The 19,784-nt window shown below is 38.9% G+C and carries 27 protein-coding genes and 5 tRNA genes; 24 read left to right on the top strand and 8 right to left on the bottom strand.

What is annotated here, in order from left to right; genetic code table 11:
• Nucleotides 1-305: 305 nt before the first annotated feature.
• Entirely contained in the window at nucleotides 306-923 is a 618-nt protein-coding gene (sodB, locus tag CVS91_RS02715; RefSeq protein WP_107830151.1) for a superoxide dismutase [Fe], read from the top strand.
• A 369-nt stretch (nucleotides 924-1,292) separates the two neighbouring features.
• The gene (locus CVS91_RS02710) at nucleotides 1,293-1,490 is read left to right on the top strand and encodes a hypothetical protein (protein ID WP_107830149.1); all 198 of its coding nucleotides are present in this window, start codon (nucleotides 1,293-1,295) and stop codon (nucleotides 1,488-1,490) included.
• 218 nt (nucleotides 1,491-1,708) lie between these two features.
• Here CVS91_RS02710 and CVS91_RS02705 read toward each other — a convergent pair whose 3' ends face one another.
• Nucleotides 1,709-2,875 (bottom strand): MalY/PatB family protein, encoded by a 1,167-nt coding sequence (locus CVS91_RS02705; RefSeq protein ID WP_107830147.1) that lies wholly within the window; start codon nucleotides 2,873-2,875, stop codon nucleotides 1,709-1,711.
• An 88-nt stretch (nucleotides 2,876-2,963) separates the two neighbouring features.
• Between CVS91_RS02705 and CVS91_RS02700 the strand changes: the two genes are divergently transcribed.
• The 3 genes from CVS91_RS02700 (at nucleotide 2,964) to tpx (ending at nucleotide 5,319) form a co-directional block, all read left to right on the top strand.
• On the top strand, nucleotides 2,964-3,419 hold the full coding sequence (locus CVS91_RS02700; protein ID WP_107830145.1) for a DIP1984 family protein: 456 nt from the start codon (nucleotides 2,964-2,966) through the stop codon (nucleotides 3,417-3,419).
• Nucleotides 3,420-3,636: 217 nt separating this feature from the next.
• Nucleotides 3,637-4,779: a trans-sulfuration enzyme family protein gene (locus CVS91_RS02695; protein ID WP_107830143.1), complete on the top strand. Its 1,143-nt coding sequence runs from the start codon at nucleotides 3,637-3,639 to the stop codon at nucleotides 4,777-4,779.
• Between the two features lie 9 nt (nucleotides 4,780-4,788).
• Nucleotides 4,789-5,319: a thiol peroxidase gene (gene tpx, locus CVS91_RS02690; protein ID WP_107830141.1), complete on the top strand. Its 531-nt coding sequence runs from the start codon at nucleotides 4,789-4,791 to the stop codon at nucleotides 5,317-5,319.
• A gap of 6 nt (nucleotides 5,320-5,325) precedes the next feature.
• On the opposite strand, the gene CVS91_RS02685 is transcribed toward tpx, so the two are convergent.
• The 6 genes from CVS91_RS02685 to CVS91_RS02665 form a co-directional block, all read right to left on the bottom strand.
• Entirely contained in the window at nucleotides 5,326-5,814 is a 489-nt protein-coding gene (locus CVS91_RS02685) for an ATP-binding domain-containing protein (protein WP_199906220.1), read from the bottom strand.
• Between the two features lie 247 nt (nucleotides 5,815-6,061).
• Nucleotides 6,062-6,151, bottom strand: a tRNA-Ser gene (locus CVS91_RS02680).
• 58 nt (nucleotides 6,152-6,209) lie between these two features.
• Nucleotides 6,210-6,365, bottom strand: a complete 156-nt coding sequence (locus CVS91_RS10270) for a hypothetical protein (protein ID WP_021083823.1) — start codon at nucleotides 6,363-6,365, stop codon at nucleotides 6,210-6,212.
• A gap of 33 nt (nucleotides 6,366-6,398) precedes the next feature.
• Nucleotides 6,399-6,472: transfer RNA gene (locus tag CVS91_RS02675), tRNA-Cys, on the bottom strand.
• A 9-nt stretch (nucleotides 6,473-6,481) separates the two neighbouring features.
• Nucleotides 6,482-6,568: transfer RNA gene (locus tag CVS91_RS02670), tRNA-Leu, on the bottom strand.
• Nucleotides 6,569-6,577: 9 nt separating this feature from the next.
• A tRNA-Gly gene (locus tag CVS91_RS02665) sits at nucleotides 6,578-6,652 on the bottom strand.
• 106 nt (nucleotides 6,653-6,758) lie between these two features.
• On the opposite strand from CVS91_RS02665, the gene CVS91_RS02660 reads away from it, so the two are divergent.
• The 8 genes from CVS91_RS02660 to CVS91_RS02625 all read left to right on the top strand — a co-directional run bounded on the left by CVS91_RS02660 (nucleotide 6,759) and on the right by CVS91_RS02625 (nucleotide 11,482).
• Nucleotides 6,759-6,834, top strand: a tRNA-Ala gene (locus CVS91_RS02660).
• Nucleotides 6,835-7,025: 191 nt separating this feature from the next.
• Entirely contained in the window at nucleotides 7,026-8,246 is a 1,221-nt protein-coding gene (locus CVS91_RS02655) for a tyrosine-type recombinase/integrase (protein ID WP_107830139.1), read from the top strand.
• On the top strand, nucleotides 8,247-8,684 hold the full coding sequence (locus CVS91_RS02650) for a hypothetical protein (protein WP_107830137.1): 438 nt from the start codon (nucleotides 8,247-8,249) through the stop codon (nucleotides 8,682-8,684). It begins immediately after the preceding gene.
• Nucleotides 8,685-9,226: 542 nt separating this feature from the next.
• The gene (locus CVS91_RS02645; RefSeq protein WP_002940639.1) at nucleotides 9,227-9,439 is read left to right on the top strand and encodes a helix-turn-helix transcriptional regulator; all 213 of its coding nucleotides are present in this window, start codon (nucleotides 9,227-9,229) and stop codon (nucleotides 9,437-9,439) included.
• Nucleotides 9,436-9,705, top strand: coding sequence for a hypothetical protein (locus tag CVS91_RS02640; RefSeq protein ID WP_107830135.1), 270 nt, complete (start codon nucleotides 9,436-9,438; stop codon nucleotides 9,703-9,705). The genes CVS91_RS02645 and CVS91_RS02640 overlap by 4 nt, the downstream gene beginning before the upstream one ends.
• Before the next feature lie 4 nt (nucleotides 9,706-9,709).
• On the top strand, nucleotides 9,710-9,946 hold the full coding sequence (locus CVS91_RS02635) for a hypothetical protein (RefSeq protein WP_107830133.1): 237 nt from the start codon (nucleotides 9,710-9,712) through the stop codon (nucleotides 9,944-9,946).
• Nucleotides 9,924-10,673: a phage antirepressor KilAC domain-containing protein gene (locus CVS91_RS02630; RefSeq protein WP_107830131.1), complete on the top strand. Its 750-nt coding sequence runs from the start codon at nucleotides 9,924-9,926 to the stop codon at nucleotides 10,671-10,673. The genes CVS91_RS02635 and CVS91_RS02630 overlap by 23 nt, the downstream gene beginning before the upstream one ends.
• 50 nt (nucleotides 10,674-10,723) lie before the next feature.
• On the top strand, nucleotides 10,724-11,482 hold the full coding sequence (locus tag CVS91_RS02625; RefSeq protein WP_107830129.1) for an aspartate carbamoyltransferase: 759 nt from the start codon (nucleotides 10,724-10,726) through the stop codon (nucleotides 11,480-11,482).
• Between the two features lie 925 nt (nucleotides 11,483-12,407).
• Here the strand turns inward: CVS91_RS02625 and CVS91_RS02620 are convergent.
• Nucleotides 12,408-12,629, bottom strand: a complete 222-nt coding sequence (locus CVS91_RS02620) for an acyl carrier protein (RefSeq protein ID WP_107830127.1) — start codon at nucleotides 12,627-12,629, stop codon at nucleotides 12,408-12,410.
• 152 nt (nucleotides 12,630-12,781) lie between these two features.
• On the opposite strand from CVS91_RS02620, the gene CVS91_RS02615 reads away from it, so the two are divergent.
• From CVS91_RS02615 to CVS91_RS02565, 11 genes are all read left to right on the top strand, one after another.
• Complete coding sequence (locus CVS91_RS02615; RefSeq protein ID WP_107830125.1) at nucleotides 12,782-13,147, top strand: hypothetical protein; 366 nt, start codon at nucleotides 12,782-12,784, stop codon at nucleotides 13,145-13,147.
• The gene (locus CVS91_RS02610) at nucleotides 13,144-13,380 is read left to right on the top strand and encodes a hypothetical protein (RefSeq protein WP_107830123.1); all 237 of its coding nucleotides are present in this window, start codon (nucleotides 13,144-13,146) and stop codon (nucleotides 13,378-13,380) included. Before CVS91_RS02615 ends, CVS91_RS02610 begins: the two co-directional genes overlap by 4 nt.
• Nucleotides 13,377-13,715 (top strand): hypothetical protein, encoded by a 339-nt coding sequence (locus CVS91_RS02605; protein WP_107830121.1) that lies wholly within the window; start codon nucleotides 13,377-13,379, stop codon nucleotides 13,713-13,715. The genes CVS91_RS02610 and CVS91_RS02605 overlap by 4 nt, the downstream gene beginning before the upstream one ends.
• Nucleotides 13,716-13,812: 97 nt before the next feature.
• Complete coding sequence (locus tag CVS91_RS10395) at nucleotides 13,813-14,127, top strand: hypothetical protein (RefSeq protein ID WP_234409647.1); 315 nt, start codon at nucleotides 13,813-13,815, stop codon at nucleotides 14,125-14,127.
• 398 nt (nucleotides 14,128-14,525) lie between these two features.
• Nucleotides 14,526-14,750, top strand: coding sequence for a hypothetical protein (locus tag CVS91_RS02595; protein ID WP_107830119.1), 225 nt, complete (start codon nucleotides 14,526-14,528; stop codon nucleotides 14,748-14,750).
• Nucleotides 14,744-15,010 (top strand): type II toxin-antitoxin system RelE/ParE family toxin, encoded by a 267-nt coding sequence (locus tag CVS91_RS02590; RefSeq protein WP_107830117.1) that lies wholly within the window; start codon nucleotides 14,744-14,746, stop codon nucleotides 15,008-15,010. The genes CVS91_RS02595 and CVS91_RS02590 overlap by 7 nt, the downstream gene beginning before the upstream one ends.
• Nucleotides 15,011-15,442: 432 nt before the next feature.
• Nucleotides 15,443-16,183 (top strand): spore coat protein, encoded by a 741-nt coding sequence (locus CVS91_RS02585; protein ID WP_107830115.1) that lies wholly within the window; start codon nucleotides 15,443-15,445, stop codon nucleotides 16,181-16,183.
• Nucleotides 16,184-16,263: 80 nt separating this feature from the next.
• Nucleotides 16,264-17,388 (top strand): PepSY-associated TM helix domain-containing protein, encoded by a 1,125-nt coding sequence (locus CVS91_RS02580; RefSeq protein ID WP_107830113.1) that lies wholly within the window; start codon nucleotides 16,264-16,266, stop codon nucleotides 17,386-17,388.
• 71 nt (nucleotides 17,389-17,459) lie between these two features.
• Complete coding sequence (locus CVS91_RS02575) at nucleotides 17,460-18,482, top strand: ribonucleotide-diphosphate reductase subunit beta (RefSeq protein ID WP_009494790.1); 1,023 nt, start codon at nucleotides 17,460-17,462, stop codon at nucleotides 18,480-18,482.
• The gene (locus CVS91_RS02570; protein WP_199906219.1) at nucleotides 18,469-18,963 is read left to right on the top strand and encodes a hypothetical protein; all 495 of its coding nucleotides are present in this window, start codon (nucleotides 18,469-18,471) and stop codon (nucleotides 18,961-18,963) included. Before CVS91_RS02575 ends, CVS91_RS02570 begins: the two co-directional genes overlap by 14 nt.
• The gene (locus CVS91_RS02565; protein ID WP_107830109.1) at nucleotides 18,964-19,731 is read left to right on the top strand and encodes a carbon-nitrogen hydrolase family protein; all 768 of its coding nucleotides are present in this window, start codon (nucleotides 18,964-18,966) and stop codon (nucleotides 19,729-19,731) included. It abuts the gene before it with no gap.
• The last annotated feature ends 53 nt before the right edge of the window (nucleotides 19,732-19,784 follow it).

Raw genomic sequence — 19,784 nt, 5'->3', positions numbered from 1 at the left:
TTATTTATCATTTTTATAGTCCATTTCTGTTACGTTTCTACACATATTTTTATATTATTTTTTACATTTAGAGAAATTTAAATTTACTTTTCTCTCTTTTGCAAAGCCAAATTTGCTATTTTAGGATATAAATTTTCACTCTTTTAACCATAAAATTATCAAATAAATTCGCTCATTATTTATAAATGAAAAAATTAGCTTTTATAAAAAACGCCCTATTTTTGGCTTAAATTTTGAAAGATTTTGTTTGTTAATCTTTTGTGGCTATAATGCGAAATAACAAATTTTATTATTAAGGAATTATTATGTTTGAATTAAGAAAACTTCCGTTTGACGCAAACCACAATGCAGTAGTAAGTGCTAAAACCTGTGAATACCACTACGGCAAGCACCACGCAACCTATGTTGCAAATTTAAACAATCTCATAAAAGATACAAAATTTGCTAACGCATCATTTTATGAAATTCTAAAAAATAGCGAAGGCGGCCTTTACAACAACGTAGCTCAAGTTTATAACCACGACTTTTACTGGGACTGCATCGCTAAAAAAAGCGAGATGTCAAGCGAGCTAAAAGCAGCGATCGAGGCAAATTTCACAAATTTTAAAGAGGAGTTTTTAAAAGCAGCTACAACGCTTTTTGGCTCAGGCTGGGCATGGCTTGTATTTGACCCAAGCAGCAAAAAGCTAGAGATCGTACAAACTAGCAACGCAAAAACTCCAGTGAGCGATGGCAAAGTGCCGCTTCTAGTAGTTGATGTGTGGGAGCACGCTTACTACATCGACAACTTCAACGCTCGTCCAAAATACCTAGAGACATTTTATGAGAACATAAACTGGGAATTTGTAAGCCAAGCTTACGAGTGGGCACAAAAAGAGGGTCTTGGCTCAGTTGAGTTTTACACAAAAGAACTACATAAATAATATCTGGCGGGAGCTCCCCCGCCTTTAAATTTCTGCTTTATAAATTTTAAAATCATCAAATTTCTCAGCAAACTCACTTTTAAAAAGATAATGCGAACGGCTTAAAATCTCGTTTTACCAAGCGAGTTTTCTTAAATTTAAAGCTGGCACAAGATATCTCACTTTCAAATTTCTTTTGAGTTGCTAAATTTAGTAATCAATAGGCGCGATGGTTATAGCTTTGAAATGACATAAAATACTCGTTTTAGCTACCACCCTTTGGTGTGGTGGCTTTTACTTTAAATTTAGCGCTATAAAACAACTTCACGCCTTTAAATTTAAAACCACCCTGATACTCTCAAAATGATCGCGGTCTTTACTGCTTTGAAAATGCCTCTAAACATTCGCGTTCAAAGGCTTTTTGCTTTAAATTTAACGCAAATCAAAACCAACGGCAATATCTTGCTCTTAAATTTCTCTATTTCAAATTTAAATATGATCCAAAGCTACTTAAAACTTCAAAACAACTCCCCAAACGCGATCAAGACACTCTTGTTGGCACTCCAAGGCATGCTAGAAAAAAAATAAAATAGTAAAAAACTAGCTTTACAAGCTGTCTTGCTATGACTAAACAACTCCATGCTTAAATTTAAGGCGACCAAAAAATAGCATAGGTTCGCTAGACTTTAAATTTTACGAGTAATACTTACTTTGGTTTTTAAGAAATGTGAGGGTCAAAAATGCCCCCAGTAGATATTTTGTATCAAGAAAGGGCGGCTTAAATTTCAAAGCCACCCAGCCAAAATTTATCTCTTTGAAGTGTATAAATTTATACCATTTTGCAAGCGTTTTAGCCCTTCAAGCACCCTTTCGCGCTGCGTTGCGATATTCATACGAAGGAAAAATCTATCTCCTCTGTAAGCGTTGCCGTCATTTAGCCAAAGTCCAGCTTTATCGCGCAAGAAATTCATAAACTCGCTCGAATCCTCGCAAAACGCACTGCAGTCAAGCCACAAAAGATAGGTCGCACTCGATGGTAGGAGCTTCACTGGCAGATTTTGCTCTTTTATGAAGTTTGCAACGACCTTTTTATTTTCAAAAAGATACTCTCTAAGCTCATCAAGCCACGCTTCGCCCTCGTTAAATGCAGCGATTGCGGCGATGATCGCAAAGGCATTTGCCTCGCCGACCTCATCGTAGTTGATAGCGGCATTTAGCCTTGATCTGATCTTTTCGTTTGGCGTGACGACGGCTGAGCTTTGAAGGCCAGCTATGTTAAAGGCTTTTGTAGGCGAGATGCACGTGATGGAGTTGTTTTTGCACTCCTCGCTCACACTGATAAATGGCACGTAGTTTAGCCCAGGATCAGTTATGTCGCAGTGAATTTCATCGCTGATGACCAAAACATCGTGCTTATAGCAAAGCTCGCCTATCTTTTTAAGCGTCTCTTTGTCCCAAATTTTGCCTATTGGATTGTGAGGATTACATAGAAGCATCATGGTAGTTAGCGGCTGGGCTAGCTTTGCTTCAAGGTCGTCAAAGTCGATCTCGTAAGAGCCATTTTTATAGACGAGGTCGTTTGATAAAATTTCACGTCCGTTGTTTTTGATGCAGTTAAAAAAGACGTGATAGACAGGCGCTTGCACTAAAATTTGATCTCCTGGGCTGCTAAATCTCCTAATAGCAGTTGAGATAGCTGGTATGACACCAGTGCAAAAGCACATCCACTCGTTTTCAAAGCTAACATTGTGACGTCTTTGCCACCAGCTATTTATCGCTTCGTTCCACTCTTTTGGGATGAAAGAGTAGCCAAAGACGCCGTTATCAAGGCGCTTTTGCAAGACGCTTAAGATCTCAGGTGCGGCCTTAAAGTCCATATCTGCAACCCACATCGGCAAAACATCGCTCTTCATACGCCATTTTGATGAGTTGGTGCCTTCTCTGCTTACTAATGTGTCAAAATCGTACTTCATAGCTTTTCCTTAAATAAAATTTTAAATCAATTATAACCCAAAAGATACTAAGATGATTTAAAAATTTAATACCCAAAAAGGAAAAATGATGAAACTAGCTCAGGCTCTCATCCTAAGATCTGACACGCAAAAGCGCATCGAACAGCTAAAAGTTAGGCTACTTAGCAATGCAAAAACGCAGGAGAATGAAAGTCCAAGCGAGGATCCAAATCTGCTTTTAAAAGAGCTTGACAAGCTAACAAGCGAGCTTTTTACGCTCATTTGCTCTATAAATTTAACAAACGCAAGCGCAAAATTTGATGGTATGAGCCTCACTGAGATGATCGCTAAAAAGGACGCTTTGGTGCTAAAAGCAAACGTGCTTAGGGAGTTTGCCACGAGTGCTAGTCAAAAGGTCGATCTTTACTCAAACAGCGAGATCAAAATTTTAAGCACAGTCGATGTGAGCGCACTTCAAAAGCAAGTAGATGCACTTTCAAAAGAGATCAGAGAGCTTGAGATGAAGCTTCAGGAGGCAAACTGGGCGGTTGATCTAGTAGAGTAAAATTTATGGTAAAAATTTAGCCAAAAGCGAGTAAAAACCATATATTGGTGGCTTGCGAAGACCAGGCAAAAGCTTAAATTTAGTCTTAGCAATCTTACAAATGCAAATTTAAAAAGCACTTTTACTACCACTTACTGATTTGGCTATATTTTGGGTGGGTTTGGGGAAAATTAATCTTTATCATGTAAAATTTCGTAAATTTTTAAAAAGGAAATTTATGAAACTAGACACTCTCATCGTAAAAGGCATCGAAGCTAAAAACAACCCAAACAAAGCGGTCGTTCCGCCAGTATTTTTAGCTAGCACATTCGTGCAAGATGACCTTGAAAATTTTCAAGAATTTGCCTACTCACGCGGCAACAACCCTACAAAAAAGGCATTTGATGATATCTTTGCTAAGGTTGAAGGCAGCAAATACGCATTTAGCTTTGGCTCAGGCATGGCAGCAACTGCAGCTGCACTTAGCCTTATAAAAACAGGGCAAAAAGTCCTGCTAAATAGCAACGTCTATGGCGGCACATATAGATATGTCACGAGCGTTTTTGAAAGCCACGGCATAAAGAGTGAATTTATAGATGATCTAAATTTTTTAAGCGAAGATGATATAAGCGACGACGTGGCAGCTATCTTCATCGAAACTCCCTCAAATCCTCTTTTAAGAGTGACTGATATCGCTAGAATTTCAAAGATCGCTCACAAAAAGGGCGTTCTAGTCATCGTGGATAACACATTTTTGACGCCTTATTATCAAAAAGTGCTTGAGCACGGAGCTGACATCGTGGTATATAGCGCTACAAAGTATATCGGCGGACACGCTGACGTGATCGCTGGTATCGTCACGCTAAACGACGATGCTTTGGCTGAAAAGATCAAATTTGCCAAAAACACGCTTGGTGGCATCATCAGCCCGATGGATGCATACTACCTAATACGTGGGCTTAAAACGCTTAGCGTTAGGTTTGATAGACAAACGCAAAATACCCATAAAATCATCAAATTTTTAGAGAATAATGACGCCGTTAGCGTGGTGCATTTCCCTGGCTCATACAGCGAGCAAGAGGCCAAGATGCAAGCGGCTCAAGCAAGCGATATCGGCGCTCTTATATCATTTGAGCTTGATGAAAAATATGATGTAAATAAATTTGTAAAAGCGCTAGAAATTTTTGATCTAGCAGTGAGCCTTGGTGGTATAGAGAGCCTTATCTGCAGGCCTGCTACGATGACGCACGAGGCATATCCAAAAGAGTTACTAGACAAGATCGGCATAAAGCAAAATTTGCTTCGTCTAGCCATCGGCATCGAAAACGTCGATGATCTAATAGCCGACCTTGATCAAGCATTTAAAAAAGCTAAAAAATAAGGAGAAATCATGGCAACTACAAAATTTAAAGGCAGTGAGGTAAATTTAAGCGGAAATGAGCTATTTGTCGGCTCTTATGCGCCTGAGGCAAGAGTCGTAGCGCAAGATCTTAGCGAATTTAGCGTGGGCGGAAACAACGGCATCGAGGTGCTTGTCTGTTTGCCTTCTCTTGATACTGGCGTTTGTGCGGCAGAAGCACGTAAATTTAACGAAAAAGTGGCTGGAAAACACGGCGTAAAACTTAGCATCATCTCAAACGACCTGCCATTTGCGATGGGGAGATTTTGCACGACTGAAGGCATAGCAAATTTGCGTGTGGGAAGCGATTTTAGATACGGCGAATTTGCCCAAAACTACGGCATGCTAATGAGCGACGGGGCGCTAAAAGGCCTACTTGCAAGAGCGATCTTTGTCATCAAAGATGGCGTCATCATCCACAAACAAATCGTCCCTGAAGTGACCCAGGAGCCAAACTACGACGCAGTTTTTGACGCGATAAAACAAAGCGGCGGATGTGGTTGTGGCTGCGGCTGCCATTAAAATTTACTATGCAAATAGCCCAGCTATGATGGCAAAGAGCTGACTGCCCGTCACCACTAGCTCACCAACCTCTTTTACACCCCTTAAAACTGGCCTTATAGAGGCTAGTTTTAGGCTTGATTTCTCTTTTATTTCTTCATTTTTCGGTGGCAGATCTTGCGTGATGCTTGCGTATTTTTTGATGACCTCTATTACCTGTCTTATCTCATCTGGCAAATTTTCATCCAAATTTTTAGGCAGCGAGATGTATAAATTTTCACGGCTTCTAGTCAGTAAGACGTAAATTTTTCTATAAAAAAGCGCCCTTTCATTTTTATATATGGTTTGCAAAAACGGCAAAAAGTTGTGGATGATGACATTTTGCGCTTCAAGGCCTTTAATGGACTGTATCGTCAAAACCTCTACGTTTTTGCCCTCTGGCAAGACGCTCTCTTTTATGGCACTTACAGCGACCTTGCTATTACTTAAAATGACGCTTGTTTCGCCATCTGGCAAGGCACATTTATTGCCTTTTGCTCTTTAGTGTCAAGGTAACTTTTGTATATTTTCATCTAAGCGTTAAATTTACTTTATTCTCACATTTTTTTGAGATTAAAATTCTGCTATTTTTATCTTTTCCAAGAACACAGCTTCTGCCACAATTTAACACGGGTCATGTTTATATTAAGTTATGTTGAGCCCAAATTCTAAAAAATTAAAAATAAAAATGATTGAAAATTAAAAAGCGATTTAAAATTTGAAGTGGCCGGGAGATAGGGATTCGAACCCCAGGAGGCTTTCACACCTCAACGGTTTTCAAGACCGCCGCTTTCGACCGCTCAGCCATCTCCCGAATTAAAGATTTGTGATTATAGCCAACTTTGCTTAAAATTTGCTATAACCACTAAAAATTATTCTGTTTTTTCTTTGACGTAACTAGCTCCGTCATTGATCTTTTCTTTAGTCCATTCTTTGGCGTTGTGAGTATCTTCTTTTACGCCGTGCCAAGTATTTGAACAACCTACCGCAAAAAATGCCACGCATACTATTAAAAGTAACTTTTTCATTGTTAACCCTTTAGTTTGGTTATTTTTGAAGTTTGGAGGCGACACCCGGATTCGAACCGGGGATCAAAGCTTTGCAGGCTCATGCCTTACCACTTGGCCATGTCGCCACTTTTTGGTGGTGCCCGAGACCGGACTTGAACCGGTACGGTAAAAACTACCGAGGGATTTTAAGTCCCTTGCGTCTACCATTCCGCCACTCGGGCAAAACTTAATGGAGCGGGAAACGAGATTCGAACTCGCGACCCCAACCTTGGCAAGGTTGTGCTCTACCCCTGAGCTATTCCCGCGTTAAAAATTGCAATGTTACCCAAAAGTTGCTTAAAAATTTATTTTGCAAAATGTAAATTTCAAAATATTGTAAGGCATAAAAAGATAAAATACCAAATCTTTTTTGGGGTTATAGCTCAGCTGGGAGAGCGCTTGAATGGCATTCAAGAGGTCGGCGGTTCGATCCCGCTTAACTCCACCAACAGACGATTTCAGGGGTTTTCAAACCTTATCAAAAAAAGCTTTTTAAAGCCCAAATTTAGGGCTTTTACCACTTTTTAAGCTCTCATCTCTTATCATTGCATTTCACCTAATATCACTCTTTTGAGTGTATATCTGAGTGTAAAAAAATATTTTTTCTAACTTTTTACACTCAAAAACAAGGGTTACGAAATGGCAAGCTTTGCGAACGATTTGGCACTAAAAAAATTTATACTCAAAAATAAAAATCGTGAGTGGGTAAAAGATGACGGAGTAAAATTTTTATACGTGCTTGCATACAAGACCCAAAAAGAAACCACCAAAACATTTTATTTCAAATATCAAGATAGCGACGAAAAGCGAACGACAAAACAAATCAGGCTAGGCAAATACCCAAGTATCACGCTAGCAGAAGCAAGAGCGAAAGCTTTGGAGCTTGAGAGGCTAAGAGATAGGGGCGAGGACTTGCAGACAGCCACGGCCAAGCAAAAGGCTATCACGTTTAAAGATGTAGCCGATGAGTGGATAGACAAAGAGCAGAGCAAAAGCCTCGTATCGACTAAGAAGCAAATAGGGCGTGTAAAAAATCATCTCATCTTTTATTTAGGCAGTAAAGAGATAACCGCTCTAAAGCGTAGAGATTATATGCAAGTAATCGAGCAGATACAAGCACAAGAAATCAAAAAGGGCATAACACACGAAACATCAGAGCGGACTTTTAGGCTACTCCGTAAAATCTTAGATTTGGCAGTAAATAAGGGCTACATCGAACACAATCCAACACGAGATATTATTTTTAATGATACTTTTAAGACCTCATCAAATAACCACTACAAGGCAATAACCGAGCCAAGCAAGCTAAAAGAGCTATTAAGAGCAATGCAGGACTATCAAGGCTCGTTTTGCACTCAGCAGGCGTTAATATTTGGCGTGCATACCTTTTTACGTAGTGCAAACGTAAGAGAACTAAAATGGCAATACGTAGATTTTGAGGATAATTTAATCACATTCCCAGCCGAGGCGATGAAGTTAAGAGAAGTTTTTTATATGCCAATGAGTAAGCAGGTTAAGAAGCTTTTAAAAACAATGCTAGAGCACAAAAGGGGCGATTTTGTTTTTCCTAGTGGCATAAGTGCGACAAGACCGCTAAGTGATAGCACCCTCAACCAGGCGATTAAGCGGTTAGGCTTTGGCGATGAGATGGTATTTCACGGCTTACGCACAACAGCAAGCACGCTACTAAATGAAAACATCAAAAATCACGGCTTTAGTAGTGACGTGATAGAGCTTTGCCTAGACCACAAAGAGCGAAGCAGTGTAAAAGCAATTTACGACCGAAGCCAAAGGCTGGACGAGAGGGCGGAGCTTATGCAGTGGTGGAGTGATTATCTGGACGAAGTGAAAGGGGAATAAATGAATGCAGAAAACAAAAATCCTTTAGATGAATTATTAGAAAAAAAGATTTTAGAAGTAAATTTTAACGAAATAAAAAGATTTAAGATACCAGAACCACCAAAAAGAGAAGTGTTATTAAAAGATGAAGTTTTACAAATAATTTTAAGACTTTTTAACAAATACCCACAATTTAAAAACGAAGCTAGTATTTACGAATTAAAAGAAAGTTTAATATTTTTAGGGGATATTATTACAAGCGAAGTTATTACGGTGCGTCATAGTATTAAAATATTAATACATTCTTATCTTAAGGATTTAGAAGCAATAGCCGATAAAAAGAAACGCAAACAAACAGAAAAAGACTATGCACGCAAAAAAGCCGAAAAAGCTATTGATATGCTATTAGATATTAAAAAGAGTTTTTTTACTTATGATGAAGACGAGAAAAAAAATTAAGCTCTTTTGGTCTTAATATGTTAAATAGAGATAACCGTTGTATTAATCAGTTAATACACAGCTTAAAATGTCAGATAGGTATAAATACGCCGTGGGAGATTAATCCAACAATAGCAAATCGTAAATTTGATGGGTCTTTTCATCGTGCTTTAGAACGTGTAAAAAATAAATCCTTTTCGTCCCCTCTTGAGCTAGCCAAAGCAATAGAACAATTAAGGGTTACCATAAGAAATATTTTTAACAATAAACCAAATATACGGCTTAAATCCGACAAATAAGCATAAAAAATACCTCTAAAAATTTCTTACATTGCTTTTGATGTAAGAAATTTATTTTTTACATTAAAACTAATGAAATTTTTTAAAAATCTACATTAAAAAACAAACATCTTTTATTTTTCTAGCATCGATTTTAACGCTACTTTTACACTAGCTATTAACATTTTTATTTATTAATATTCTCATATCAAATCAATTTAAGCACATCAAGCTTGCAAGCATTCAGGCTTAATTATTTTGAAAAATTATCAAAAAGGATAAACAATGCAAGATAAAACATTACTAAGCTCAAAAGAAACGGCCGAGCTTTTAGGCGTAGGCGTATCAACACTTTACAGATACAAGAAATTAAGCGACTTTCCGAAACCTATCTTTTTCACAAATGTTACAAAACGCTTTAAAAGAGATGAGGTAGAAGCCTTTATTAACAAAAGACAAAACGAGGGCAGACCATTACCACAAGGGGGCGAAAGATGAACGCCTACACGCCAAAATATGACGATATGAGCGAAGAGGATTTTTACTTAGGCTTTATGCTAATAGTAAAAGAGCGTAACCCTAGCCTATTTAAAGCCATAAAAGAGGGCGAAACTAGCAAGCAGACCGATGACGCCCTAGATGTAGCCCTTAACTTTTACGATACATCGCTACAGCTAGCAAGAGAGATTAACGAGCTAGAGGACAAAATCCGACGGCTAAATTTTAAGCTGTCGAGTAATGCACTTCAACGCAAGAAAGGATAATAAGATGAGGTTAGAAATAACAACAGCAGGCAAAGGCGGAGCGATAATCGCTATCGAGCCGAAAAAAATAAAAGAATTTACTAGCCATTTAAGAGCTTATGGCGTTTCTAGTGTGAAAGAAGCACCACAAGGGTTAATAAATATGGCTTACGACCTATTTTACATCAACAAAAACCTAAGAAAGCAGATAAGAGAATTAACGGAGCAAGGATACAACGATGAAAGCAATAGTAACGTTTAATAATTTAGATTTAGAGGTTTTGGAGTATCAAGACACGTGGAGCTTGTCTAATAAGCAAGTCGCAGACGGATTTGGCGTAAGTGAGGAGGCTATCCGCTCCCAAAAAGCTAGAAATGAATTTAAAGAGAACGTGCATTTTTATCTGTTGCAAAATGCAACAGGTAATGCAATGCAGACTTTTTGGACTAAAAAAGGCGTGGTAACTCTAGGCTTTAAGCTAAAAGAAACACCTCAGACAATAGCCTTTAGGGACTGGGCGAGCGATTTTATATTGTCGCCTAATAACCGCCCTACTACTATTCAAGATTTTTTAGATAATCCTCGCTCACTTGCAGAGCTAGCCCTAAGATACGCCGACACACTAGAGGAAAATAACCGCCTCGAAGCTCAGGCGATAGAAAATAAGCCTTATATTGAATATGCTAAGACAATTGAAAGCAGTAAAGGCAGTATTAAAATAGGCGATTATGCGAAAATCCTTTGCGATAAAGATAAGGGTATAGACATAGGCGGAACGCGCTTATTCGCTCTAATGCGCGAACTAGGGATTTTAATGTTTAATAACGAACCTTTGCAAAAATATCTAAATATGGGCTATTTTAGACGCAAACCGCGACCATTTACAAAACCAAACGGCGAGCGGTGTCTAAGCTTTAGACCCCTAATAACGCCAAGGGGACAAGTAAAGCTAGCCGAAAAATTAATAAATGCGATTAAAAGTAGATAGCTGAGTAAAAAAGGGTGGAGCAGTCAGCCACCCTTAACAAGGTTACAAACGTGGATATTTTAGCAGAAGTTGAGAGCATTATCAACACAGCCGAGAGCAAAATTTACATAGATACGATAAGGGCTACATTTTTCAAAAAAACTATCATTCAAAAGACCCATAAAAAAATCGACCTTTTAAAGTCAGTCGCTCGAAAGTATGGCAAAAAATGGCAAAAGCTGGATAAGCAAACAGCAAAAGCCGTCAAGATAGAACGCCGTTTTGAGTTTCGAGATTATGAAATAGTTAATATTTATGCTCTTAGTGACTTGCCTATTTTCTACGCTACATTAAAAAACGCAGGCAATGAGCCACAAAAGGCGTTATTTGAAGTTTATGGACTTAGGCAGTATAACAAGACACCACCACCAAAAAACTTAATAGCGGAGCTTCTAGGCGTGATTAATAACGTTTCGTCGATTGATTTATGTTTTGATAAGGATAGCCCCTTTAACCTTGACCACTTTTGCGATGAGGTTATTAGCTTTGAGAATACCAAGTATCTAAAAAACAACGATGTATTAAGTAGAGTGTATTTTTACGACAAGGCAAAAAAGAATAATCTAAACTTGCCTATCTACCGAGCCGAAGCCGTAGTAAGCATAAATCCTAAAAGCAAAGATAATCCCTTGCCTCTCAAGCAAAGGCTAAATTTACAACTCCCTTACGCCCTAGATGAGTTTAAATCCATACTAGACAAGACCACCAAAGAACAAGGCATAATCAAGCCCTACAAGTCAAAAGAGAACAAAAGAGAGCTAAGAGCATAACCAGCCGAGATTTTGGCTCGTTACCTCAACGCACGGATGTTTTATGCGTTAGTCTAATTTTTGGCTTACGTAGCAAAGCCCTTAAATATGAGCTTTGTCCGTCCCCTTAAAATTAAGGACACGAGCCGACCCCTAAAAATAGGCTATCCGTTTAACTAGCTCTAATAATGAAACCCAAATAACCCTATTATCAACGCTTGAGCCTTGAAAGTGAAACGTAAAAGCTAGCTATATTTAATATAGGTAGCCTTAAAAGATGACCTAGATTTAATCTACCTCATCGCTTTACAAAAAAATGAAAACGGCTTTTAACCTTAAGCCAAAACAGCCCTTTTTTTGCTTGCTTAAGTTTTCATAAAAAAGGGTATTGCAGAGATTGCCACCGCTTGCCATATTTTTAACGTTTTTCGTCTATCTTTTAAAATCAAAAATCAAAGCCAGCACCGAGGGGCTAGAGCTTTGCACGCAAGCCGCGCACGAGCGAAAATCACGATTTAAGAAAACGAACGTATAGTGTGCCCTTAAAAAACTACCCTACAATGACCTTTTTGTTACAAAAAATCTCCCCTTATCCTTAAATGAAAAAATTAATTATCAAGAGGGCTAAAAATAATCGGGGTCGGCGGTTAAAAAAACGAGCAAGATAAGCCAAAAGGCGAAATTAGAAAGAGCATAAAAGCCCTATTCTAGGCGGTAGCTTTGATCTGGGTAAGTTAGATTTAGGTAGCTTTTAAAAGGGCGTATCTAGTTAGATCAAAAACGCCCCTAAATGTTAAAGAATATTGTATTTTACGCAACTAGAGCTAAGATCAAAGCTAGGGGAATTAAATACCGGTAGCTTTTAAAGGGGGTCAGTTGTGATGACACCCTAGAGAGTAACACGTGTAACGTTACATGTAACGGACGAACTCGTTACAAGATGATATTAATCCTCTTTGTTTTCAGTGTAGGGCTTAACTACCTCAACGATTTTATCCATATCAAGCGATTTAATGTAATTTTCAAGCATAAATTTTAAATAAGGTGGATATGGAGTGCGTGACCCCCAAGCATTAACGGTTGTGTAAGGGATGTTGGATAATTCACTAAGTCGTTTTTTATTGATACCAGCTTTATTTAACAAGTTTTGAAATTCGTTTTTATCCATTTTTTAGCCTTTATTTTTTTATGAAATAATAGCATAACGCAATAAAAAATAAAAATAAAATATTGTTATGCTATTTTAGTTAATAATCTTTTAAGTATCGTTATGATTTTGCTTAAAATTAATAGCGTAAATATACTTTTAAAGGAGAACAAATGTTAATCCCAACTAATTCAGACAGACCAGTAATTAAAAGGTTTCATGAGTTTGTTATCGAGCAGAACAATGGCAACACAGAGGCAAGCGAACAAACGCTTTACGATGTAGCATACTCGCTATTTTATGAGAGCCATGCGCTAAGAAGTGAAAGAGATAGAGCCTTTCAAAACTCAGGTAGAGCAAACGCATTATTTGCCAAATCAGAGGAGCAAAACGAGCAATTAAAAACCGAGATAGAGCAAACAAAAGCAAAGTTTGAGAAGCTGGCTAGTAATTACGTAGCCTTGTGCGATGAGATGACAGAGCTACAAAAAGAAAACGCAGAGCTAAAAAACACATTATCACTAAAGGAGCAAAAATGAAGTTAGTTTTTAACGAAATCAATAAGAATTTTGAGTTAGGCGTTGAAATAACTTGCGTATTAAGACAAGTATCGACGCTAATGCTAGCACTAGCAAATAAACACGAGAGCATAGACGACAATGAGAGGCTAAACGCTACTTACCTACTAAGTGGTATTTTACTCGATATTGCCTCAACGCTTGACGATTATGCACTAAAAGACACGAAAGCGACTAAAGAGCAAAGAAAATGACAGCTAAGAGATACGCAAAATTATACGAGCTTGAAAAGGCTCGAAGCTTTGATGAGCTAATAAGCACACTAGAGCAAAGCCAGGACGTTAGCAGAGATGAAGCCATTTACCAAGCAGGTGCTAAGGCGTGGCTATTCGTAGATTATTACATTAACGAGCTCAGGCACGCAGAAGCACAAGTAAAGCACTTGAAAAAACAGCTTGACCGCCTAAGCCCTGGCGATAAAAACAAAGAGGACTTTAACAAAAATAATCCCTTAGAAGCCAAAGGGATTTTTAAATGGCACAAGCCCTTAAAAGGTGCGAGCTTGCAAAACGATATGCAAGCAAGCTAATCTAAGTGGGGCGAGGCTAGCCCCTAACCTCATCACTTCACGAGAGGACAAACAGCCTTTTGCATAAAATACTGAAAAAATCAAAAAGGCTAAATCAATGCTACCAAAAGAGTTAAACACGTTAGAAACCTTTTTCAAAATCCTTGACAAGTTTTATCCAGACTGGGAGAAGCGAGCAGATGATTATTATCTAACCGAAATAGCCTTTTTAATCCTAAAAGTATTTAACAGCCCTTACACGGACGAAACTATTATTAATAATCTAAGAGTTATGAAAGTGGGTAAATACGATAAAGAGCTAGCCAAAATTTACGCTTTACCCCTAGAGGCTTACACGTGGATTATGCAAAATAGAATGAAGCCAGATAGAGCAAAGGCGAGCGTAAAACGATATGTAAAAAATGCGATGTAAAGAAACGGCTATTTATTTAAATACTAAAGCATAAAACAGCAAAGAAACAGCAAAAGCTTTCCCAATACGCAAAGGCTGGAGCGAGCGAGCTTTTAAATAGTAAGTGGGAAAAGTTACCATACAAACAACGATAAAAACAAGGCTAAAAGCAAAAAGTTACCGCTAAAAAAAGGGAACAAAAATGAGCACTTAGTTGAAGCTCAAATAACGCTGTTGTCGGCACAAACTCAAAAATCAGAAATAGAAATGAGCGCCTAAGTGAATACCATGCGAATACTAGTAAGCACGCAATAAGCGTATAAAGTGGGTAGTTAGTGAATAAAAGTGAATGCCAAAGAGTGAATACTAAGCCACCTTTTAACAATACAAGCTAAAATAATCAAAAGAAAGGGTTACAAATGCAGACATTAACAATACGGACAGATAACGCCGATTTCATAGAAAAAGCAAGAGAGATATTAATAACGCTAGCTAAATTTGACGGCGTGAAGCTAAACCTAAGCGATGAGGTTAAATATCAATCGCGCTTTAGCGAATATGAAGCGGACGTTGAGGCTATCAGACGCGGAGAGCTTGAAACCTATCCGCTGGATGGAATACGCGACGAGATAGCCAAATGGTAATTAAGCGCACAGCACGTTTTAACCTCGAATTAAAAGCAGTGTTTGACTTTATTGCAAAGGATAGCCCAAGCAGGGCGCAGAGTTTCGTTAGCAAGTTACTAGACGCCGTGGAGCTTTTGAGCGACAACCCACGACTAGGACGAGCGATAACGGACGACAAAAGAGAGCTAATCGCCAAAGGCTATGTAATACCCTACTTGATTGACAAAGACGCCATTAAACTTTTAGGCATTTACAAGGGTAACGAGTGGGAAGCGTGAAACGTAATAAGGCGGTAATGTTTCACAAAATAACCTTAATTAAGTTTTCGAGCAAAAAAGAGATGAAAACTAATTTTTCTTAAGCCAAAACGACTACTTTAAGCGTCCGAAACTTAAACCATTTAACTTTACAACTTTACAATCCCATATTTTAGGTGCTTATGATAGTTTTGTATTGAAAATTAAACTTTTCATAACCAAAAATTTAATCGCTTGAACCTTAAAAAACTCGAGTGTAAGTTTGAGTGTAAAAATTATTGATTTTAATTTTCTAAAAATACGATAATAACGGACTTTAAAGCTAAAATCATTTTTCGCTTAACTCCACCATGATTTTACTCCTTTTTTTGCTAACAAATATTTTCACGTTTTTCATGAAATTTTACGTCAAATATATGTAAAAATTTAGAATTCTTTCGCTACATTTACAACATGCAAAATTTAAAACAATATGTAAATGAAATTTTAAAAAATCACCATGATGAGCGTGTATTTAGCTTTGAATTTGATGGGCAAAAATTTTGGTTAAAACGCATTGAAAAGAGCATCAAAGGCAGCTTTTTAACTAAAATTTTTAAACCAAACCCTTATAAGTCATTTGCGGCTGAGATAAAAAAGCTTGAAATTTTAAACGAAGCAAATGCTCCTGCGCCAAAACTAGTGCTAAAAAGTGATGAATTTTTCGTTATAGAAGATGTTGGTGAGCCAGTTGCTAGACTATTTAAATATAGCACCGATGAAAATTTTAAGCATGAAATTTTGCTAAAAGCAGCCCGCGCATTAGCTGGACTTCACGCACTAAATTTCGTGCACGGACGCCCAGCACTTAGGGATATCGCCATAAAAAATGACGAGATAAAATTTCTTGATTTTGAGTCAAAATTTTTTAGCGATGATCTAGAGCTTAGAAAGTGCCGTGATCTGCTAGTTTTCATCCATGAACTCTACCGACAAAAAATTTCAAACAAGCTTGTAAAAGAGGCGATTGATGAGTATGTTAAGGCTAATGGCAGCGAAATTTACGAGCACTCTTTGCGCTTAATAGTGAAATTTAAGCCACTTTTCTATCTGCTAAGGCCGTTTAAATTTTTAGACAAAAAAGATCTAAATGCGGCTATTTCAACATTTGAGCTACTTTTGCCAGCCGCAAAATCCAAAATCACATCCAGGTAACTTAAAAATAATCTTCTAAATTTTATCTCTGCTTAACAAAAAATAAATTAATATTCGTTATTAAAATTAAAAGGAGATATATGCTTTTCAAGCGTAACAAAATCATTTTCAACATCCACCTAATAATCGGTCTGATCGCGACTATACCGCTACTTATCATGACACTTGCAGCGCCATTTGCCTCTTATAGAGAGGAGATCAAGTCTGCGATAAATGAAAAATATATAAATTTAGCACCTAGCGAAAAGCCAAATTTAAGCTTAAGCGAAATCCTCGCCAAAGCAAAAAGCGAGATCAAATTTGACACTCTTGAAAACGTGCAAATCGGCGGCGAAAACAAAGCTTATAGCATCAGCGTCACCAAAGACAAAAAACTCCGAAATTTCTTTGTCGATCCCCGCACCGGCGAGGTGATCAGCGAGGACTGGGGCGAGAAAACTCGCATGATAATACTAAGCCTACATAGAAATTTAGGCCTTGCCCTGCTTGATAGCAAAGTCCCAGCCAACATCGGCAAGCAAATAGTCGCCATTAGCTCCATCATCATGGCGCTTCTTGCCATCAGCGGCCTCATCCTCTACGCACCAGCGATCAAGCGAAATTTGCTAAATTCATTAAAGATCAAAACAAACACAAAGGGCTACGCCTGCTTTTACAACCTCCACACGAGCCTTGGCACCTACGTGGCGATCCTGCTTGTCGTGATGTCGCTAACTGGTCTTTACTGGTCTTATGGCTGGGTCAGAAGCGGTGTAAATAGCGTATTTTTCGAGCTAAAACCAAGCCAGGCACAAAGGGCAATGCCTCAGAGAAATTTAATCCCAATAAGCGACGAGAAATTTAAAGAGATCGAGACTGCGGAGCAAATTTTTAAAGACAATGTCACACTAGAGCTAAAATCACTCACGATAAACGTGCCTGAAAACAACCAAAGCACCTACACGATAAACTACGAAACTAGCGAGAGCCAAGTGGGCAAGCTAAAGCTTGACGCAAGCGCTGGCAAGATCAAAGAAAATAAGCTTGTTAGCAAGGCTGAAAGTATCCCAGAGGCAAAAAAGGCTGGTCGCAAGGTGCTTAGCCTGCACACTGGAGAGATGTTTGGCGAGGTCGGTCAGATCGTCTTTGCCATCTCTTGCGTGATCGCCGTTTTACTCATAATAACTGGCTTTTTGATGACCATAAAAAGGAGCAAAGCCGTCTAAATAAAAGTAAATTTTTACCTTGCTTTGGGTAAGATTTTAAGAAATTTTTACCACAAACAAGAGAGAAATTTATGAACAGAAAACGCATTTACAACCCAAGTTCAAATGAAAATTTGACCGACAGAAGAGTCTTTAACGGCAACCCACACGGCATTTTAAATTTCACCAAGGCAAAATACGAGTGGGCGTTAAAGCTTTGGGACCTTATGGAAGCCAACACCTGGTTTCCAAAAGAGGTCGATACAACAGACGACGTGCGTGACTACGCCTACAACCTCACAGAGGCTGAAAAGCGCATGTATGACCTTGTCTGGAGCCAGCTCATCTCGATGGATAGCTTTCAGACAAACAACCTAGCTGACAACATCAACCCTTACATCACCGCACCAGAGATCAACGCCGTGCTAAGCCGCCAAGCCTATGAAGAGGCAAACCACAGCAAGTCTTACGCTGTCATGGTCGAGGCGATCTGTGACAACACCGACCTCATCTACGAGATGGAGAAGCACGACGACGTTTTGCGCGAGAAAAACGACTATATCTCAAGCGTTTATGAGGAGCTTGCAGGCGAAGTGACTGACGAGAAGCTACTTCTTGCGATGGTTGCGAACCAAATTTTAGAGGGCATCTACTTTTATAGCGGCTTTACAGCGATCTACGCTCTAGCTCGCGCTGGCAAGATGCTAGGCTCAGCGCAGATGATACGCTTTATCCAACGCGACGAGATCACGCACCTGCTTTTGTTTCAGAACATGATAAATTCAGTCCGCAAAGAGAGACCTGATCTTTTCACGCCTGAGACTGAGGCAAAAATTTATGATATGTTTGAAAAAGCTGGAAATTTAGAGATCAAATGGGGCAAATACATCACCCAAAACCAGATAATGGGCTTTACAGATGATATCATCGAGCAGTACATCCACTATCTCATCGACCAACGCCTAGTTGCGATCGGTCTAAAACGCAAGTACAACGTCGCTCACCCGATCAAATGGGTCGATGACTTTGCTAAATTTAACGACCAAAAGTCAAATTTCTTTGAAGCGAAAGTGACAAACTACAGCAAGGGAAGTATTAGCTTTGATGACTTTTAAAAATGGCATCTTAGCCCTTGCCTGCGTGCTTTTGGCTGGATGTGCGAGTAGTAGCAATGAAAGAGCCATTAGCATAGCAAATAAGGATTTATTAAATAGTTTTAACCCTTACATACTTGCAAAAACTAACGAAACCAAAGATGCCGTCACCTACCAAAGCATGCCAGCTGGCGATGTTTGGCCAAGTCTAGCGCCTATTGGCTCTGCGCTTGTTGTTGATGTTTTTAAAGAGATAAATAAGGTGTGCAACTTCAAATATAGCGACCTAAAAGAGACTAGAGTGGTATATTTTGACGATAAAACCTCGTTTTCGTATGAAGTTTGGGTCTTTAACGACCCGCTCTCAGAGCGTGATGACAAGATCACAGCTATAACTGTTTTGCTAAAGCCAACACCTGATATCGGTGGAACGGATATGGATTTTAGGATACCAGCAGATTGTCATGCACCAAAGCAAACTATATTTGTATTTGGAAAATAAATGAGCGAAAATTTAAACCTAATAAGCCTAACTTTAAAGGCACGAAATGCTACCGAGCGGCTAGAGGAGCTTGCAAATTTAGTTGAGGCTGCACCTGAAAACTCTCTCCTACTTGCAAGCGAGCTTTGCATAAGTGGCTACGACTTTGACGGCTTTTTTGCTGGGGCGAACAAAGCGATGCTTGGTGGCATGATAGGCAGCTTTGATGCGATGCTGCTTGAGCGCTTGCAAGAGGCACTTAGCCCAGATAAATTTCTTGGTTTTACGCACCTTAGCAGCCTAAACAAAAGCGCAGGGCTCGCTCAAATTTCAAATCTAAATCCGCACCAACCAAAAATTTATAACGAATTTTTGCTTCTTAACTCAAACAACGTCTTTCATTCGCAATTTAAGGCTGAGCTTTTTAGGCCAAATTTGGAGCACGAGATCTTTGCCGCCGGTGAAGTGAGCGATATAAATGCCTTTACCTTCAAAGGGCTAAAGCTTGGCGTGCTGGTATGCTTTGAGCTGCGTGATAGCAGGCTTTGGGCAAAGCTAAAGGGGTGCGACATCATCATGGTGCCAGCCATGTGGGGCAAAGCCAGAGAGGAAGCCTACCTTAGCCTTTGTAAGGCGCTAGCCATCGCAAATAACTGCTACGTCATGATCTCAAGCTCGCTAGATCTTGAGACCGCTGGGGTCTTTTTGCCAGATGGCACGCTAGAAGCAAGCGCAGTTTTTGACGCAAATTTGATCACACAGATAAAGAAAAATTTAGGGCTTTTATAAATTTTAAGATAAGCTTTAAATCGTATAATAGCGATTTAAAATTTGTTTAGGAT

It is taken from the genome of Campylobacter concisus (genome assembly GCF_003048985.1).
Classification (GTDB): domain Bacteria; phylum Campylobacterota; class Campylobacteria; order Campylobacterales; family Campylobacteraceae; genus Campylobacter_A; species Campylobacter_A concisus_AY.
The sequence above is the reverse complement of the archived record's forward strand: the minus strand, read 5'-3'. Positions and strand labels throughout refer to the sequence as shown.

Excerpts from the sequence above, each read along its gene's own strand:
- sodB (WP_107830151.1), top strand. The coding sequence starts at position 306 with ATGTTTGAATTAAGAAAACTTCCGTTTGACGCAAACCACAATGCAGTA.
- CVS91_RS02710 (WP_107830149.1), top strand. The coding sequence starts at position 1,293 with ATGCCTCTAAACATTCGCGTTCAAAGGCTTTTTGCTTTAAATTTAACG.
- CVS91_RS02705 (WP_107830147.1), bottom strand. The coding sequence starts at position 2,875 with ATGAAGTACGATTTTGACACATTAGTAAGCAGAGAAGGCACCAACTCA.
- CVS91_RS02700 (WP_107830145.1), top strand. The coding sequence starts at position 2,964 with ATGAAACTAGCTCAGGCTCTCATCCTAAGATCTGACACGCAAAAGCGC.
- CVS91_RS02695 (WP_107830143.1), top strand. The coding sequence starts at position 3,637 with ATGAAACTAGACACTCTCATCGTAAAAGGCATCGAAGCTAAAAACAAC.
- tpx (WP_107830141.1), top strand. The coding sequence starts at position 4,789 with ATGGCAACTACAAAATTTAAAGGCAGTGAGGTAAATTTAAGCGGAAAT.
- CVS91_RS10270 (WP_021083823.1), bottom strand. The coding sequence starts at position 6,365 with ATGAAAAAGTTACTTTTAATAGTATGCGTGGCATTTTTTGCGGTAGGT.
- CVS91_RS02655 (WP_107830139.1), top strand. The coding sequence starts at position 7,026 with ATGGCAAGCTTTGCGAACGATTTGGCACTAAAAAAATTTATACTCAAA.
- CVS91_RS02650 (WP_107830137.1), top strand. The coding sequence starts at position 8,247 with ATGAATGCAGAAAACAAAAATCCTTTAGATGAATTATTAGAAAAAAAG.
- CVS91_RS02645 (WP_002940639.1), top strand. The coding sequence starts at position 9,227 with ATGCAAGATAAAACATTACTAAGCTCAAAAGAAACGGCCGAGCTTTTA.
- CVS91_RS02640 (WP_107830135.1), top strand. The coding sequence starts at position 9,436 with ATGAACGCCTACACGCCAAAATATGACGATATGAGCGAAGAGGATTTT.
- CVS91_RS02635 (WP_107830133.1), top strand. The coding sequence starts at position 9,710 with ATGAGGTTAGAAATAACAACAGCAGGCAAAGGCGGAGCGATAATCGCT.
- CVS91_RS02630 (WP_107830131.1), top strand. The coding sequence starts at position 9,924 with ATGAAAGCAATAGTAACGTTTAATAATTTAGATTTAGAGGTTTTGGAG.
- CVS91_RS02620 (WP_107830127.1), bottom strand. The coding sequence starts at position 12,629 with ATGGATAAAAACGAATTTCAAAACTTGTTAAATAAAGCTGGTATCAAT.
- CVS91_RS02615 (WP_107830125.1), top strand. The coding sequence starts at position 12,782 with ATGTTAATCCCAACTAATTCAGACAGACCAGTAATTAAAAGGTTTCAT.
- CVS91_RS02610 (WP_107830123.1), top strand. The coding sequence starts at position 13,144 with ATGAAGTTAGTTTTTAACGAAATCAATAAGAATTTTGAGTTAGGCGTT.
- CVS91_RS02605 (WP_107830121.1), top strand. The coding sequence starts at position 13,377 with ATGACAGCTAAGAGATACGCAAAATTATACGAGCTTGAAAAGGCTCGA.
- CVS91_RS10395 (WP_234409647.1), top strand. The coding sequence starts at position 13,813 with ATGCTACCAAAAGAGTTAAACACGTTAGAAACCTTTTTCAAAATCCTT.
- CVS91_RS02595 (WP_107830119.1), top strand. The coding sequence starts at position 14,526 with ATGCAGACATTAACAATACGGACAGATAACGCCGATTTCATAGAAAAA.
- CVS91_RS02590 (WP_107830117.1), top strand. The coding sequence starts at position 14,744 with ATGGTAATTAAGCGCACAGCACGTTTTAACCTCGAATTAAAAGCAGTG.
- CVS91_RS02585 (WP_107830115.1), top strand. The coding sequence starts at position 15,443 with ATGCAAAATTTAAAACAATATGTAAATGAAATTTTAAAAAATCACCAT.
- CVS91_RS02580 (WP_107830113.1), top strand. The coding sequence starts at position 16,264 with ATGCTTTTCAAGCGTAACAAAATCATTTTCAACATCCACCTAATAATC.
- CVS91_RS02575 (WP_009494790.1), top strand. The coding sequence starts at position 17,460 with ATGAACAGAAAACGCATTTACAACCCAAGTTCAAATGAAAATTTGACC.
- CVS91_RS02565 (WP_107830109.1), top strand. The coding sequence starts at position 18,964 with ATGAGCGAAAATTTAAACCTAATAAGCCTAACTTTAAAGGCACGAAAT.